This window comes from Yoonia sp., from assembly GCF_017854565.1.
Taxonomy (GTDB): Bacteria; Pseudomonadota; Alphaproteobacteria; order Rhodobacterales; family Rhodobacteraceae; genus Yoonia.
The window spans coordinates 17,091-31,379 of record NZ_JAFMHJ010000035.1; the positions used below are offsets into that span (position 1 = coordinate 17,091).

At 60.9% G+C, this 14,289-nt stretch carries 15 protein-coding genes and 1 pseudogene; 7 read left to right on the forward strand and 9 right to left on the reverse strand.

The window, feature by feature from the left end; translation table 11 throughout:
• The first annotated feature begins 60 nt into the window (after positions 1-60).
• The gene (gene bktB / locus QZ196_RS13180; protein ID WP_296427139.1) at positions 61-1,236 is read left to right on the forward strand and encodes a beta-ketothiolase BktB; all 1,176 of its coding nucleotides are present in this window, start codon (positions 61-63) and stop codon (positions 1,234-1,236) included.
• 81 nt (positions 1,237-1,317) lie between these two features.
• On the forward strand, positions 1,318-1,611 hold the full coding sequence (locus tag QZ196_RS13185; protein WP_296427141.1) for a Dabb family protein: 294 nt from the start codon (positions 1,318-1,320) through the stop codon (positions 1,609-1,611).
• 6 nt (positions 1,612-1,617) lie between these two features.
• Here the strand turns inward: QZ196_RS13185 and QZ196_RS13190 are convergent, their stop codons facing one another.
• From QZ196_RS13190 to yaaA, 3 genes are read right to left on the reverse strand one after another with little or no spacing between them, the layout of a single operon-like run.
• Positions 1,618-2,388 carry an aspartate dehydrogenase gene (locus tag QZ196_RS13190; RefSeq protein ID WP_296427143.1) on the reverse strand — a complete coding sequence of 257 codons (771 nt, stop codon included), beginning with the start codon at positions 2,386-2,388 and terminating at the stop codon, positions 1,618-1,620.
• A 5-nt stretch (positions 2,389-2,393) separates the two neighbouring features.
• On the reverse strand, positions 2,394-2,630 hold the full coding sequence (locus QZ196_RS13195) for an Lrp/AsnC ligand binding domain-containing protein (protein ID WP_296427144.1): 237 nt from the start codon (positions 2,628-2,630) through the stop codon (positions 2,394-2,396).
• Positions 2,631-2,690: 60 nt separating this feature from the next.
• On the reverse strand, positions 2,691-3,464 hold the full coding sequence (yaaA, locus tag QZ196_RS13200; RefSeq protein WP_296427146.1) for a peroxide stress protein YaaA: 774 nt from the start codon (positions 3,462-3,464) through the stop codon (positions 2,691-2,693).
• Positions 3,465-3,581: 117 nt separating this feature from the next.
• On the opposite strand from yaaA, the gene QZ196_RS13205 reads away from it, so the two are divergent.
• The gene (locus QZ196_RS13205) at positions 3,582-4,421 is read left to right on the forward strand and encodes a fumarylacetoacetate hydrolase family protein (protein WP_296427162.1); all 840 of its coding nucleotides are present in this window, start codon (positions 3,582-3,584) and stop codon (positions 4,419-4,421) included.
• Positions 4,422-4,473: 52 nt separating this feature from the next.
• On the opposite strand, the gene hspQ is transcribed toward QZ196_RS13205, so the two are convergent.
• Entirely contained in the window at positions 4,474-4,800 is a 327-nt protein-coding gene (hspQ, locus tag QZ196_RS13210) for a heat shock protein HspQ (protein WP_296427147.1), read from the reverse strand.
• A gap of 81 nt (positions 4,801-4,881) precedes the next feature.
• On the opposite strand from hspQ, the gene QZ196_RS13215 reads away from it, so the two are divergent.
• Both QZ196_RS13215 and QZ196_RS13220 read left to right on the forward strand, forming a co-directional pair.
• Positions 4,882-5,763, forward strand: a complete 882-nt coding sequence (locus QZ196_RS13215; RefSeq protein WP_296427149.1) for an AEC family transporter — start codon at positions 4,882-4,884, stop codon at positions 5,761-5,763.
• 75 nt (positions 5,764-5,838) lie between these two features.
• On the forward strand, positions 5,839-6,426 hold the full coding sequence (locus QZ196_RS13220; protein WP_296427151.1) for a transglycosylase SLT domain-containing protein: 588 nt from the start codon (positions 5,839-5,841) through the stop codon (positions 6,424-6,426).
• A gap of 74 nt (positions 6,427-6,500) precedes the next feature.
• Here the strand turns inward: QZ196_RS13220 and QZ196_RS13225 are convergent, their stop codons facing one another.
• From QZ196_RS13225 to ttcA, 5 genes are all read right to left on the reverse strand, one after another.
• On the reverse strand, positions 6,501-7,106 hold the full coding sequence (locus tag QZ196_RS13225) for an outer membrane lipoprotein carrier protein LolA (RefSeq protein WP_296427153.1): 606 nt from the start codon (positions 7,104-7,106) through the stop codon (positions 6,501-6,503).
• Between the two features lie 82 nt (positions 7,107-7,188).
• Positions 7,189-8,340 (reverse strand): amidohydrolase family protein, encoded by a 1,152-nt coding sequence (locus tag QZ196_RS13230; RefSeq protein WP_296427155.1) that lies wholly within the window; start codon positions 8,338-8,340, stop codon positions 7,189-7,191.
• Complete coding sequence (locus QZ196_RS13235) at positions 8,337-9,251, reverse strand: ROK family protein (protein ID WP_296427157.1); 915 nt, start codon at positions 9,249-9,251, stop codon at positions 8,337-8,339. Before QZ196_RS13235 ends, QZ196_RS13230 begins: the two co-directional genes overlap by 4 nt.
• Positions 9,252-9,380: 129 nt before the next feature.
• The gene (locus QZ196_RS13240) at positions 9,381-10,970 is read right to left on the reverse strand and encodes a substrate-binding domain-containing protein (RefSeq protein WP_296427159.1); all 1,590 of its coding nucleotides are present in this window, start codon (positions 10,968-10,970) and stop codon (positions 9,381-9,383) included.
• A 358-nt stretch (positions 10,971-11,328) separates the two neighbouring features.
• Positions 11,329-12,171 (reverse strand): tRNA 2-thiocytidine(32) synthetase TtcA, encoded by an 843-nt coding sequence (ttcA, locus tag QZ196_RS13245; RefSeq protein WP_296427161.1) that lies wholly within the window; start codon positions 12,169-12,171, stop codon positions 11,329-11,331.
• 284 nt (positions 12,172-12,455) lie between these two features.
• Here ttcA and QZ196_RS13250 point away from each other — a divergent pair, with 284 nt between their 5' ends.
• Positions 12,456-13,343 (forward strand): site-specific integrase, encoded by an 888-nt coding sequence (locus QZ196_RS13250; RefSeq protein WP_296427163.1) that lies wholly within the window; start codon positions 12,456-12,458, stop codon positions 13,341-13,343.
• Positions 13,344-13,355: 12 nt separating this feature from the next.
• A pseudogene (locus tag QZ196_RS13255) lies at positions 13,356-14,289 on the forward strand (transposase); the annotation flags it as partial.

The window sequence follows — 14,289 nt, forward strand, 5'->3', positions numbered from 1 at the left end:
TTTCGCTGGTCGCTTTGATGGTCTGCGGTAGGATACGGCAACTGAATTGTGGAGGCATTGATGACTGATATCGTGATCTTGGGTGGCGCGCGCACGGCGATTGGCACGTTTGGCGGGGCATTGGCGGGCACGTCACCGATCGAACTGGGCACGGCGGTGGCCAAGGCCGCGCTGGACCGGGCCGGTGTTGCGGGCGCGCAGATCGGTCATGTGGCATTCGGCCATGTGATCAATACCGAACCCAAGGACATGTATGTGTCCCGCGTCGCCGCGATGCAGGCGGGGATACCGGAGACGACGCCTGCGATGAACGTGAACCGGCTGTGCGGGTCGGGCGTGCAGGCGATCGTGTCGGTGATGCAATCGCTGCAACTGGGCGATGCGGCATTCGGTCTGGCCGGTGGTGCCGAAAACATGAGCAGGTCGCCGTTTATCATGTCGGATGCCCGTTGGGGTGCCAAGATGGGTGATGTCAAATCGCAAGATATGATGCTGGGCGCGCTGAACTGTCCGTTCGGCACCGGGCATATGGGGATCACGGCGGAAAATGTCGCGGCTGCGCATCAGGTGACACGCGCCGCGCAGGATGCCTTTGCGATGCGCAGTCAGGAACGCGCGGCAGCGGCGATGGCGGCGGGGTATTTTGATGCGCAGATCACCCCGGTGCAGGTGCGCGTCAAGCGCGACATGGTGGATTTTATCCGCGATGAGCACCCCAAGGCCACCACGCTTGCGGTTTTGGCCGGGTTGCGCCCGGTGTTTCAAAAGGACGGCACCGTCACGGCAGGCAATGCGTCTGGGCTGAACGATGGCGCGGCGGCGGTCGTGCTTGCGACGGCGGATGCGGCGGCGAAGGCCGGATTGACGCCGAAGTTTCGGATTCTGGGCTATGCCCATGCCGGTGTGCGCCCCGAGGTGATGGGGATCGGCCCCGTGCCTGCGGTGCGCAAGCTGCTGGAAAAGACCGGGTTGACTGCCGCTGATTTCGACGTGATCGAATCGAACGAAGCCTTTGCCGCGCAGGCACTGGCGGTATCCACGGAACTGGGGCTGGACCCGGCCCGCGTGAACCCCAATGGCGGAGCGATTGCACTGGGGCATCCGGTGGGGGCCACGGGCGCGATCATTACCATCAAGGCCATGTACGAGCTGGAGCGGACAGGCGGCAAACGCGGGTTGATCACGATGTGCATTGGCGGCGGTCAGGGGATTGCGCTGGCGATTGAACGTATCTGACAGCCAAGGCCGCTTGCCGGTGGGACTGGACTGTGATTTGTGCGCTGTGTGAAATCACCGCCCATGAAAAGGATCATGTTCTTGACGCATCGGCCAGCCATCCGCCACATCGTATTCTTCAGTGCCAAACAAAAGGCTGATTTGCCCCAGATTATCGCGGGACTTGGGCTGCTGCAGGACATCCCGCAAGCGAATTTCTTTGAGGTGCGAGAGAACACCAAAGGCGATATCTGGTCAACGGACGTGGATGTGGTTGTCTATGCCGAGTTCGCCAGTGAAGAGGATCTGGCCGCATATCGGGCACATCCACTGTATCAACAGGCAATCGACATCGTTCGCCCCCTGCGCGACCTGCGTATCGCCGCAGATTTCTGAGAGAGCCTAGAACACGATCCGTTTCTGCCACTCGGCCAGTGCCGATACCACGCTCATCGCCGCAAGGGCAGAACTGCAGGGATTGTCGGGCAGACCCTTGCCGGTGATCTGGAAATGCAGCTCTCCGAATTGGCCGACAGCATGGATTTCGTGGATGTTGCCTGCCGCAGCGGGGTCGGCGATCAGTTCGACCCATGTGGCATCCATCCCGATACCCGCAAGCGCCACGGCGGCGGCAACATTGGCGTTTTTGGGATAGGCCAGTGCGGCATGTCGGGCAGAGCCGGTGAAATGCGGGGTCGCTTTGGTCAGCGCGGCAAGGTCCAGCACATTCTCGGCTGGTGACCCCTGCCAGCCAGCAGGCGGTTTGCGGCCCTTGTAGGTCACGCTTTGCATCGGGCCTGCGCAGGCGGCGCGGAGTGCATCCAGCCCGCCGATCGCCCCGCTGGCCAGATGCAGGTGCGCGCCGCCGGTCTGTGCGGCGGCCAGCAACTGGTCATAAAGCGCCTGATCAGCCAGCGCCCCAAGCGAGACTGTCAACACGTCTATCCCCTTGGTCAGTGCCGCAGGGCCGTGGGCCGCAAGTGCTGCATGACCGCCGCAATCAACAACCAAATCGACGCCGCTGGGCAGATCGGCAATCGCGCTTATCCGGGGCGGATTGTCCGGCGTCTCCTTGCCGGGGCGGACGATCTGGGCGGCTTCATGAATGCCGTGGGGCAGCCGTGCCCGGACGTAATTGGCGATGGCACCGTGGCCGATGATGGCTATTTGCATCGGCCTTAGAACGCCTTGAAGGTCAGGGTCGTCAGGGTCCGTTCGATCCCGGGCACGCCCAACAGGTTGGCGTTGATGTATTTGCCCACGTCTTCGCCCTCGGGGATATACATCTTGACCAGCAGGTCATACTCGCCGCTGGTGGAATAGAGTTCCGAATGGATTTCGCGCAATGCGATGGCGTCGGCCACGCCGTAGGCGGTGCCCGGACGACAACGGATAGAGATGAAGACACAGTTCATGGGAGGCCCTTTCTGATCTTTGGGCCAAGTTGACCAGAAAGCCGGGCCGTATGCCAGCCCTCAGGCGGACGGATAATCCCGCAGGAATACCCATTTGTCACCTTCGGACAAGTCGGCGTCATAGGCGTAGCCGCCGGTATTGAAGGTCTGGATGTCCTGGGGGTCGGTCAGGCGGTTTTCGACGATATGGCGCGCCATGGCGCCGCGCGCGCGTTTGGCGAAAAAACTGACGATGCGGGGGCGGTTGTCTTTGCGTTCCATGAACTGTGGTGTGATGACCCGCAGGGTCAGGGCCTTGCGGTCGGCGGCGCCGAAATATTCCTGACTGGCGCAGTTGATCAGCGTTTCGGTGCCCTGGGCTGCGGCCTGCGCATTCAGCGCGTTGGCGATGGTATCGCCCCAGTAGTCATAAAGCGATTTGCCGCGCCGGGTTTTCAGGCGACTGCCCATTTCCAGCCGATAGGGCTGGATCGCATCCAACGGGCGCAGCAGGCCATAAAGGCCGGACAGGATGCACAGGTGGTCCTGCGCCCAGCGCAGACCGTCGTCGGACAGGGTTTTCGCCTCGAGCCCCTGATAGGTATCGCCGTTAAAGGCCAGTGCCGCGGGTTTTGTCGCCTCTGGCGCGGGTGTTTCGGCGAAGGCTTTGAACCGATCGCGGTTCAGCCGGGCGAGGTCGTCGGAAATGTGCATCAGGTCCTTGAGCTGGGTCAGCGTCAGGTTCCGCGCTGTCTTGGCCAGCCGGATCGCATCATCCTGAAAGGCAGGCGCGGTGGCCGTGATGGCGACGGGGGCCATATCAAGGGATTTGGCAGGCGAAACGACGACGAGCATAGTATTTTTCCTTATGGTAAGGGCCAAGGATGTAACATGGTGTGCGGCTTTGACCAGCCCTCTGGCATGCGGCGATTGTACGCCCTATCAATGGGAGACATCATCGAGGGGATCATTATGAAATTATGTCGTATTCGCACAGAGACCGGGGTCAGGCCCGCGGCGGTCGATGCTGACGGTGTGCGACGCGATCTGTCGGGCCATGTGGCCGACATCGGAGTCGCACAGATCACGCCAGAGGGGCTGGCCGCGCTGGCCGCCGTCGATCTGGCCACCCTGCCTGCGATTGAAGGCGCATATGCGCCGTTTCTGAACGACGTGCGGCGGTTGTTCTGCATCGGGTTGAATTACTACGACCACGCGACCGAGATGAACATGGCGGTGCCCGAGCACCCGGTCCTGTTCATGAAGGCCTGTGCGGTGACGGGGGCCAATGATCCGATCATCATTCCCAAAGGATCGACCAAGACCGACTGGGAAGTCGAACTGGGCATTGTCATCGGCAGCACGGCCCAGCATGTGGATGAGGCGGATGCGCTGGATCATATTGCGGGCTATTGCGTGGCCAACGACGTGTCAGAGCGGGACTTTCAGATGAACTTTGGCGGGCAGTGGGTCAAGGGTAAATCCTGTGACAGCTTTGCCCCCATCGGTCCGTATCTGGTGACACGGGACGCCGTGCCTGACGTGCAGAACCTTGCGATGTCGCTGGATGTGAATGACACAAGGATGCAGACCGGGAACACCGCGACGATGATTTTTCCCGTCGCGCAGGTGGTGTCGTTTGTCAGCCGTTTCGTAACGCTGCATCCCGGCGATCTGATCATCACGGGCACGCCGCCAGGTGTGGGTTTGGGGATGAAACCGCCCCATTTCCTGAAACCGGGGGATGTGGTGACCGCGCAGATCGAACACCTTGGGGCACTGCGCCAAGAGGTTGTCGCCTTCGACGCCTAGGGGATATCGGCGCGGTTGGGGTATCCCGCTGCGCCCGATGGTCCCGGGCGGTCTAGTTCATCTGTACCTGAAGCGGATAGTGGCCATCTTCGAACGGACCAAAGATATCGTCGAGATCGGGATGGTCCACAGGTTCGCCGGAGTAGTCGGCGACAAGGTTCTGTTCGGACACATAGGCCACGTAAAAGCTTTGGTCGTTTTCCGCCAGAAGATGATAAAACGGCTGGTCCTTTTTGGGCCGGCTATCTTCGGGGATTGCATTGTACCACGCGTCGGTATTTGAGAACATTGCATCCACGTCAAAGACCACACCCCGAAACGGATGCTTTCTATGACGGACCACTTGGCCCAGATGATATTTTGCGCGTGTCTTAAACATATTCACAATTCCCCAGGCAAACATACGCGCGATTGGGGTGCAAAGTCCACGCCCTGTGCTCAGAAATAAAGGAAACAGTCTGTGAACATCGCACTGACAGTCATGAACATCACAGCGCCGGTTTTCCTGTTGGCGGCGGTGGGTTTCGCGTGGGTCAAGCTGGGTTTTGAGTACCGCGTTGAGTTTGTCACCCGCCTTGCGATGACCCTGTCGGTGCCCTGTCTGATCTTTGTGGCCTTGATGAAAACAGATGTCGACCCAGAGGCATTGGCGGCGCTGTCGCTAGCATCTTTGGTGGCTTACGGCATTGTTATGATAGCAAGTTTCGCACTGGTAAAGGTGATGCGGCTGGATGTGCCGACCTATCTGGCGCCGCTGGCCTTTGGCAATACCGGCAACCTTGGTCTGCCGCTGGCCATGTTCGCATTTGGCGAGGTCGGGTTAGGCTATGCGGTGGTGGTTTTTGCCGTCATGGCGATCCTTTCGTTCACGATTGGGATCTGGATCGTGTCGGGTGGCGGGTCGCTGAAACGGGTGATTCAGGAACCGCTGGTGGCGGCCACGCTGCTGGGCGCGCTGTTTTTGTGGCAAGGCTGGGAGACGCCAAGTTTCCTGACCAACGCGCTGGAGCTGATCGGGCAGATGGCGATTCCGATGATGCTGATCACGCTTGGGGTGGCTGTCGCCCGGCTTGAGACACGCGCGATGGGTCAGGCGGTGGTTCTGGCGCTGATCAAAGTCGCCATCTGTGTCGCTGCGGGCTGGTCTGCGGCGACGTGGTTCGGGCTGGAGCCTGTCGCGGCGGCGGTGCTGATTGTGCAGGTGGCGACGCCGGTGGCGGTCACGTCGTATCTTTTGGCGGTGAAATACGGTGCCGATGCGCAGCCGGTGGCGGGGTTGGTCGTGGCCTCGACGCTGTTGTCGGTTGTGGCTTTGCCGCTGATCCTGGCATTTGTGATCTGATCAGGACCAGTTTGGGATTCCCAGAACCGCCTTTTCGCGCTAGGGTGAAAAAAACGAATATAAAGCGAGAGGCAAATGAGCAGTTTCCTTCGCGCGATGATTGTAGTGTTGGTGTTGGGCAGTTGCGGGGGGCCGGGTGATTTTTCGGCGCCGCGCCAGCTTGATGACGCATGCAGCATCGTGTCAGAGCGGCCCGAGTACCTGAGGGCCTTCCGCGCGGTCGAGCGCAAGTATGGCGTTCCGGTGCCATCCCTGATGGCGATCATATATCAGGAAAGCAAATTCATCGGCAATAATCGCACGCCCCATCAATATGCGCTGGGGGTGATTCCGGTTGGGCGCCAATCGTCGGCATTTGGCTATTCGCAGGCATTGGATGGGACGTGGAAAGAATATCAGCAGTCCGCAGGCGGCAGCCGTGCGCGCCGCGATGATATCAACCACGCCACTGATTTCATGGGCTGGTACATGGTCCAGACGACCGCAGCGACCGGTGTGCCGATCTATGACACGCGCAACCAATATCTGGCCTATCACGATGGTCGCACCGGATATATGCGCGGGACGTGGCGGTCAAAAAGCTGGCTTGTGCGGATCGCCGGAGAGGTCGAAGGCCGCGCCATTCTCTATGACACGCAGTTGCGGAGCTGCGGCAAACGCTAGCCGTTGATCGCGATGGATTGGCATGAAAAAGGCGGCCCCGTGGGACCGCCTTTTGTTCGCCGGGCGCGGACCGGTTATTTGTTCCACTGGCGGGTTGCGGCCTGAATATTGAACAAGATGTCGCCCAAGGTGCCGCCCTCGACCAGATCATTGAGGATGATCGTGGTTGCGGTCCCCAGATCGTCGGTCACGATCCACTGCCGCAGCTCGATCGGGTTGGCGGTGAATACCAGCTGGATATTGCCGTATTCGGGGTGATCGGGGTCTTGGGCCGTGACGGTGGTGGTTGTGCCATCAGACGTGCGCCCGGTGACCATGCGCGCGCGTTCAAAATCCACATCGCGTTGCAGGATGATGTTCAGCGGGGTCTGGTTCAGCGGATAGCGATCCGGGCCCGTGTTCGAGCGCGGATCAAAGATTGCCAACTGGCCACCGCCCGCGATCACCATCGACCGTTCTGGCGGCGCATATTCAAAGCGGATGCGGCCGGGGCGTTTGATAAAGACCTGACCGGTCGCGATTGTGCCATCGGGGTTGATCTGGGTGAAACCGCCCTGTGCGGTTTGCATCTGGTTCAGATACTGCGAAATTTGCGCAAGCGACAGTTCCTGCGCCGATGCAGCGCCCGCAAAAAGCGCAAGGAACGCCGCGATGGCGAGAGAGAGCATTCGTTTTATCATAAGGTTTACCTATGTGTTCCGGCGCCTGTTTGCACCTGTCTGACAGGTCACACAACAGCATGTGATGCGATGTTAGGCGATATCATGCCCGGTGATTATCAATAGCAGTGCCGGAATGATCCGACAGGGTGCCCACAAGGTGCAGCGATTGGTCAAGAAGCATGACATCGCTTGCCGCCCGCCCGATCAGGCTGTGCAGATGCGCCGCACCGATCAGGGTGGCGGGAACGGTGATCGCCATGCGCAGGGCTGTTTCCAAGGGAATGCCGATGCGTTGGACCAGGCGCGCGACCCCTTGCGCCTGTGTCACATGGGCGCCGGCAAGATCGCCTTGGCTGTTGATCAGACGTCCGTTGGCGACCCGGATTTCGGCGTCATACAATGTGAAATGGTCTGGCCCGCCGACGGTCGGCATCGCATCGGACACCAGAAACATCCGGTCAGGCACCGGGCGGGCGCGCATGGCAAGGCCGAGCATTTCATCTGCGACATGGATGCCATCGCAGATGAGCCCCGCGTAGGTTTCGCTGTTGATCGCGGCGCCGACAACACCGGGCGCGCGTCCCTGCATTTGCGACATGGCGTTGAACAGGTGGGTGACAGCACGCGCGCCCGCCCCAAAAGCGGCCTGCGCGGCCTGTGCCGTGGCGTCGGTATGGCCAAGCGAAACGATGGCGCCCGTGGTGGCTAGTGCGGTGATTTGGCCAAGGCTGGCGGCCTCGGGTGCGAGGGTGATCATCACCGCGATGCCCCGGCGGCGCAGGTCCGTCACCAGATTGATCGTGGTGGCGTCCAGCGTGCGGATGAAACCCGCGTGATGGGTGCCGCGCCGGGCTGTGGCGATATGGGGACCTTCGATGTGCAGGCCCGCAACGCCTGTGTCGGCATGGGCGGCAATCGCGGCCATCGCGGCCTGCGCCAGAACGGTGGGCGTGTCGGTGATCACGGTGGGCATGATCGCCACGGTGCCGAAACGGCGGTGCGCGGCGGCAATGGCCGCGATCCCGGCCCGCGTGGGCGTGTGGTTGAACAGCACGCCACCGCCGCCGTTGACCTGCAAATCGACAAAACCGGGCGTGACAAGGCCCCTGATCGAGCGGGGGCGTGCCTGATCGCCCAAGGCCATGGTGGGCTGCACATCAGTCACTTTGCCCTTCGTCACCCGCAGCGCCATGCCGCGGCGCAGCGCAGTGCCATCAAAAAGCTGATCAGGGCACAGCCAGTGATCGGTCATGTGACACCCTTTGTCGCGGCATAGGCGGCGCCGCGTGCGCCGCTGGTATCACCACCGCTGGCCAGCACGATGGGCGGCACGGCAAAGCCTGCAAACTGCGCCTTGGCGACGGCGGCCTGTAGGTCGGGCACAACATCGGCGACGTTCGACAGGCCGCCGCCAAGGATGATGCAACCCGGATCGACCGTCAGGATCAGGGTGCGGATCAGATCAGCCGTGAGGGCGCACCAGATGTCCCATGCGGCCTGCGCCCCGGCATCCTTGCTGCGCGCAGCGATCAGCGCGGGCGGGCCAAGCGCGCGGCCCGTGGTCACATTGCCAATCCGCGTCAGCCCCGGCCCCGAGATCAGCGTTTCGATGCAGCCAACACGCCCGCAACCGCAGGCAACGACAGGCAGGTTATGCCGGATCACCAGTTGGGCACTGGCCGCGATATGGCCAAATTCGCCCCCCGTCTGCGTTGGCCCGTTCAGCAGGTGCCCGTCGATCGCGATACCGCCGCCGACCCCGGTGCCAAGGATCAGCGCCATAACACTGCGATGCGGGCGACCTGCGCCGAACACCGCCTCTGACAGGGTCAGCGCGCGGCAGTCGTTCAGATAGGTCACGGGGCGGCCAACCGCCGTCATGATGTCGGCAGGCAGCGGTCTGCCGGTCGCGGCAAGGTTGGCAGTCAGTGCTGTGCCGTCAGCCGGATTGATGAGGCCCGCCGCGCCGATGCCAACGGGCAGCGCCCGGCCTGCCGTGCTGTCCGCCCATGCAACGAGGTCCGCAATTGCAACAAGCAGTGCGGTGTAGTCGCGGGGCGTCTCAATGCGCCGGGTCGCATGGATGCCCCAACCCGCATGGAATATCTGGGCTTCGATCTTGGTGCCGCCAATGTCCAGCCCGAGGGCTTGCATGTTGTTCATATGACCGAGTGACTTTTGCTAACTGCGAGGGTGTCGGACAGTCATGGCCCAAAGCGGGCGCACCGGCAAGGAGGATGGCAACGCCGCAGCCATGGGTGATGGCCGCAGCGTCGCATGTTTGCAGCGTGCCTAGCGCAGCCAGATTTCAACACGGCTGTAGGTGCTGCTGCTGACCTGACCGCTGTAGCAGGTCACAGGTGCGACGCTGCCAAAGCCCATCGACGACAGCTTCAGCCGATTGTTGAGAACGACATCGGGCGCAAATTGCGTAAAAGCAGAGCGCATGGTCGCGGCGACCTGTGCGGAGGTATCAATCGCGGCCTGATCGCCGTTCGCGCTGTTTGCGAAACCGACGAACAATACTTCGCGCCCCTGATAGGGCGGTGTTTTCAAGGTGTGCGCAAGACTATGGAACATGGCCCGGTTCCACGCGCCTTCGGGGCCGCTTGTGATGCCGCCCTGCAGGGTCGGCGACAGGCGCTCTGCCTCGAAGAGCGACTGGAACATCGCGGCAGCCGCCGTTTTTTGCGCGGGTTGCAGTGTCGCGTTTAGCAGTTGACCAAGGCGCACATTTTTTCGCCCAACGTCCTGCACGATCGCGGTTTGGTTGATATAGCCTTCGCGCGCCAGAACGTCCTGCGCCACCTTCGCTGTGGCAAAGTCGAACAATTCCGGGACAAGTGACGCCGTGACCGGTTGCACATAGCTGACCATGGCAGGCCGGATAAGCGGATAGTCACCCGACAAGATGTTAAAATCGTCGGCTTCGACCGCGAGACTGCAAAAGCCCGAGACCGGCACAGTGACATTGTCTGCGGCATTGCCGACGCTCACCACGCTGATGCTGCCGGGGAACTGATTGACAGAGGTGGCGATGCTGGCCTCCTGGGCCATGGTCAGGACAGTGCTGGCGATGGTTTTGCCTGCGGGGGCCATCACAAGGCTGATCAGCTCGTTGCGCAAAGGCGAATTCAGCGGCAGTTGCAGCGGCACGATGGCCATATCCGGACCACCCAGTACCGACCAGTTTGTGATCTCGCCCGCGTAGATCGCAGCCAGTTGTTCGATGGATATCGCCGCGATCTGCACCTTGGGGTTCACGACCACGACAAAGGCATTGAGACCAACCATCTGGTGGCTGGGTTGCGGGGTGATCGCCCAGTCAAGCGGGGCTGCGTATGTCGCGGCCAGTGACCCGTTCAGCGATGTCGTCGCAACGGTCAGATCGGCAGCCGCGTCCGCATCGAGCAAAGTGAGCGCCGCCACCTCATTGCCGGCTTCGTTTTCCAGGGTCAGGACGCCCGGTGTCGTCAGGTCGATACGTGAGGACGTTTCGGCGGCGACGGCAAAAGTAGCGGTCAATGTGTCGAAAAGCAGACGCTGCGCCGGGTCGCTGAAACCGATGGTCAAGTCATCGCGCAACTCTGGTAGCGCGACATCGCTGTCACCGCCGAACACGCCCTGCAGGTTCCGCTCGGTCAGACCGAAATCATTGTTTGCCATCATGTCGACGCAGGCCGCGCCATAGCACGCCACCTCCTCGGCGGGGACGCTGACGCGCCCGACCGAGGTTTCGACCGACAACATCACGCCGTTGAAGCCGACAATCTCGCCCTCGACACTGATGAACCCATCAGACGACCGCAGTTCCACGGGCTCCGCGAGCAGCGCGACTGGCACCACCGCGCAAAGCAGAACTGTGAAAATCTTATTCGACATAACCCTTAAACACTCCGCTGGTACAAAGTTGCGCGGTCGGGCACTGATCCCGCCGACATTTTTCTGACATAAGCTGACCATAGAATACTGGCAGAATTTGGATGAACCATACAAACAGGCAATAATTGTAGACTTTTTAGAAACAATCTTTTTCGCCTTTGTTTTCATATGGATACCCGAACGGTCGAGGCGGGGCACCCTGTGTAATTCCATAGACTCGCCACATTTGCGCAATGATCGACGCCCTGTCACGGCGACATGGTGGCAGCCAAAGGCCGTTTTGGTCAACACGCGACAGAGGCAAGACGTAAGGTGGGTCTTGACCCACCCCACCCGATAATTGCCGCGACACGCCTTGTCAGACGTCCGGCGGCGCGGCTTTGCCAAGCGCCAAGCCCGCGAAATCAAATAGCTTATGGTCCAGCAAATGCGACGGGCGGGCGTTCATCAAGGCCCGGAACATCACCTGCCGCCGCCCCGGACTGTTGCGTTCCCATCCGTCAAGGATCTGTTTGACTTGCTGGCGCTGCAGCCCGTCCTGGCTGCCGCACAGATCGCAGGGAATAATCGGATAATTCATCGCCGTAGCGAATTTTTCGCAATCCACCTCCGCCACATGGGCCAGCGGGCGATAGAGGAACAAATCCCCCTCCTCGTTCACCAGTTTGGCGGGCATCGTGGCCAGACGTCCGCCGTGGAACAGGTTCATGAAGAAGGTTTCCAGAATGTCGTCGCGGTGATGGCCCAAAACGACCGCCGAACAGCCTTCCTCGCGCGCGATACGGTACAGGTTGCCGCGCCGCAGACGCGAACACAGCGCGCAGAACGTCCGCCCCTGCGGGATCTTGTCCATCACGATGGAATAGGTGTCCTGATATTCGATCCGATGCGGCACACCCATTTTTGCCAAAAATTCAGGCAGGACGGTCGCCGGAAAGTTCGGCTGTCCCTGATCGAGGTTGCACGCGATCAGTTCGACCGGGAGCAGGCCGCGCCATTTCAATTCATAAAGGACCGCCAGCAGCGTATAGCTGTCTTTGCCACCCGACAGGCACACCAGCCACTTGGCGTCGCGTGCGATCATGCCGTATTGTTCAATCGCTTGACGCACCTGACGCACGATGCGTTTGCGCATTTTCTTGAACTCCGTCGTGGACGGGGCGCCGTAGAAAAGCGGGTGTATTTCGGTTTCATCCAACATGCGCCAGCATTACCCGGTACAGCGGTCATCGCCAAGTCGTTTTGCAGCCCGCTTGCCCGCAACCGTGCGCGACCTACGTCATCCGTCAAACAAGGATATGCCCCATGCGCCTGATCATCATTGCTGCGTTTGCCCTATTGGCTGCCTGCACCGGAATGGACTAAGCCGCTCCGCGACATTGGCGCCTGACCGCGACGTCGGAACATATTTCATGGTTTTTCTTTGTGGTGGGCCTTTTTGGGCTGACGATTGGGGTCTTTCCCACCGTCAGACAGGAGGTTCCCATGAAGGAGGAGAAGACCACCCCGCTGCGTCAGCGGATGATCGAAGACATGGATATTCGCGGGCTGCGCGAGAAGACGCAAAAAGCGCACATCCGGAATGTGAAGCATTTCGCGTCATTCCTTGGGCGGCCACCTGACACGGCCACCCCTGAAGACCTGCGCGCCTATCAGCTCAGGATGACGCAGGACGGCGTGTCGGCCAGCACCTTTAACGTGCGCATCATCTCGTTGCGGTTCCTTTTTGGCATCACCTGTGGACGCGATGAGATGAAGCGCTTCATGCAGTTTCATCGCAAGCCCCGCAAATTGCCGATTGTCCTGAGTGTCGAGGAGGTGGCTGACTTGACGGCCGCCGTGCCCGGTCCCGGGCTCAAATATCGCGCAGCTCTTGGCATCAGTTACGGTGCGGTGCTGCGTGCATCCGAAGTTTGCAACCTCAAGGTCAAGGATATCGACAGCGATCGGATGCTGATCCATGTCGATGATGGCAGGGGCGGGCGGGATCGCAAGGCTATGCTGTCGCCAAGCCTGCTGGATCTGTTGCGTGCCTGGTGGCGCGAGGCGCGGCCGGAGGGCTGGTTGTTCCCCGGCAAGCCAAAGATCAGCCCGCTATCGCCCCGACAACTGAACCGTGCATTCACCTTGGCCAAGCACATGGCAGGTATCCAGAAGCCCGCCACGCTGCACACGTTGCGCCACAGCTTCGCCACCCATCTGCTGGAGGCGAACACCGACGTGCGCGTGATCCAGGTGTTGCTTGGCCACTCCAAGCTGACGACCACTGCCCGGTATGCCCATGTTGCAACAAAGACCATCCGCAGCACTGTCAGCCCTTTCGAGCAGATGAAGCTGTTGCAAGACGAGACCCAGCGACGAGGGTTGGAATAGCGCCAAGGGCCGTTGCCCCGGCCGAAGCTGGAGATCGCTGATATCTTCCGCGCCCATGGTCCTGCGTGGCGGCAGGCTAATGCCGGGCCATGTCAGCCTGTCCCAGTTGAAGGTGATGTCCACTGTCCGGCAGTGCATTGCGCAGCAATGTCACGAGAGGGGCGATTGAAGCCTGCCAAACCGAGGCGCTCGGCGGGCATGTGGCCGGTTGCACCAAATGCGGGCACCATCACATCGCCTACAATTCCTGCAAGAACCGGCACTGCCCCAAATGCCAGGGACCAGCGGCGCGCGACTGGATGGAGGCGCGCGCCGAGGACCTGCTGCCGGTGGCAGTATTTCCACGTCGTCTTCACGATACCAGCCGAGATCGCGCAGATCGCCTATTGGAACAAGCGGGCGGCCTATGGGCTGCTGTTCAAAGCCTCGGCGGAGACGGTGATGACCATCGCCGCCGACCCCAAGCGCATGGGCGCGAAGGTGGACCTGACCAGTGTATTGCATACTTGGGGCTCGGCGCTGACCCACCATCCCCACATCCACATGATCGTCCCCGGCGGTGGCCTGTCGCCGGACGGCACCAAATGGGTCGCCTGCCGCCCGGGGTTCTTTTTGCATGTGCGCGTGCTGTCGCGGCTGTTTCGACGCCTGTTCTTGGAAGGGCTGATGGATTTGCACCGGACTGGGCAACTGGTCTTCTTCGGTGATCTCGAACGCCCGCCTGGTTAGCGCCGATGCCCAGACCGCGGGCTTCCGATGGAAGGATTACCGCATCAAATCTGGCAACCGCTGCCCGGCAGTGGTTTGTTTGCAAACCATAAGAGGGGCCAAAAGGTGATGCGGCTGGCCACGCCCGAGTTCATTCGTCGCTTTCTGATCCATGTGCTACCCGCGGTGTTTGTCAAACAAGTTGTCCGCCGATTTCATGCGGCGTCTGTGATTTCAG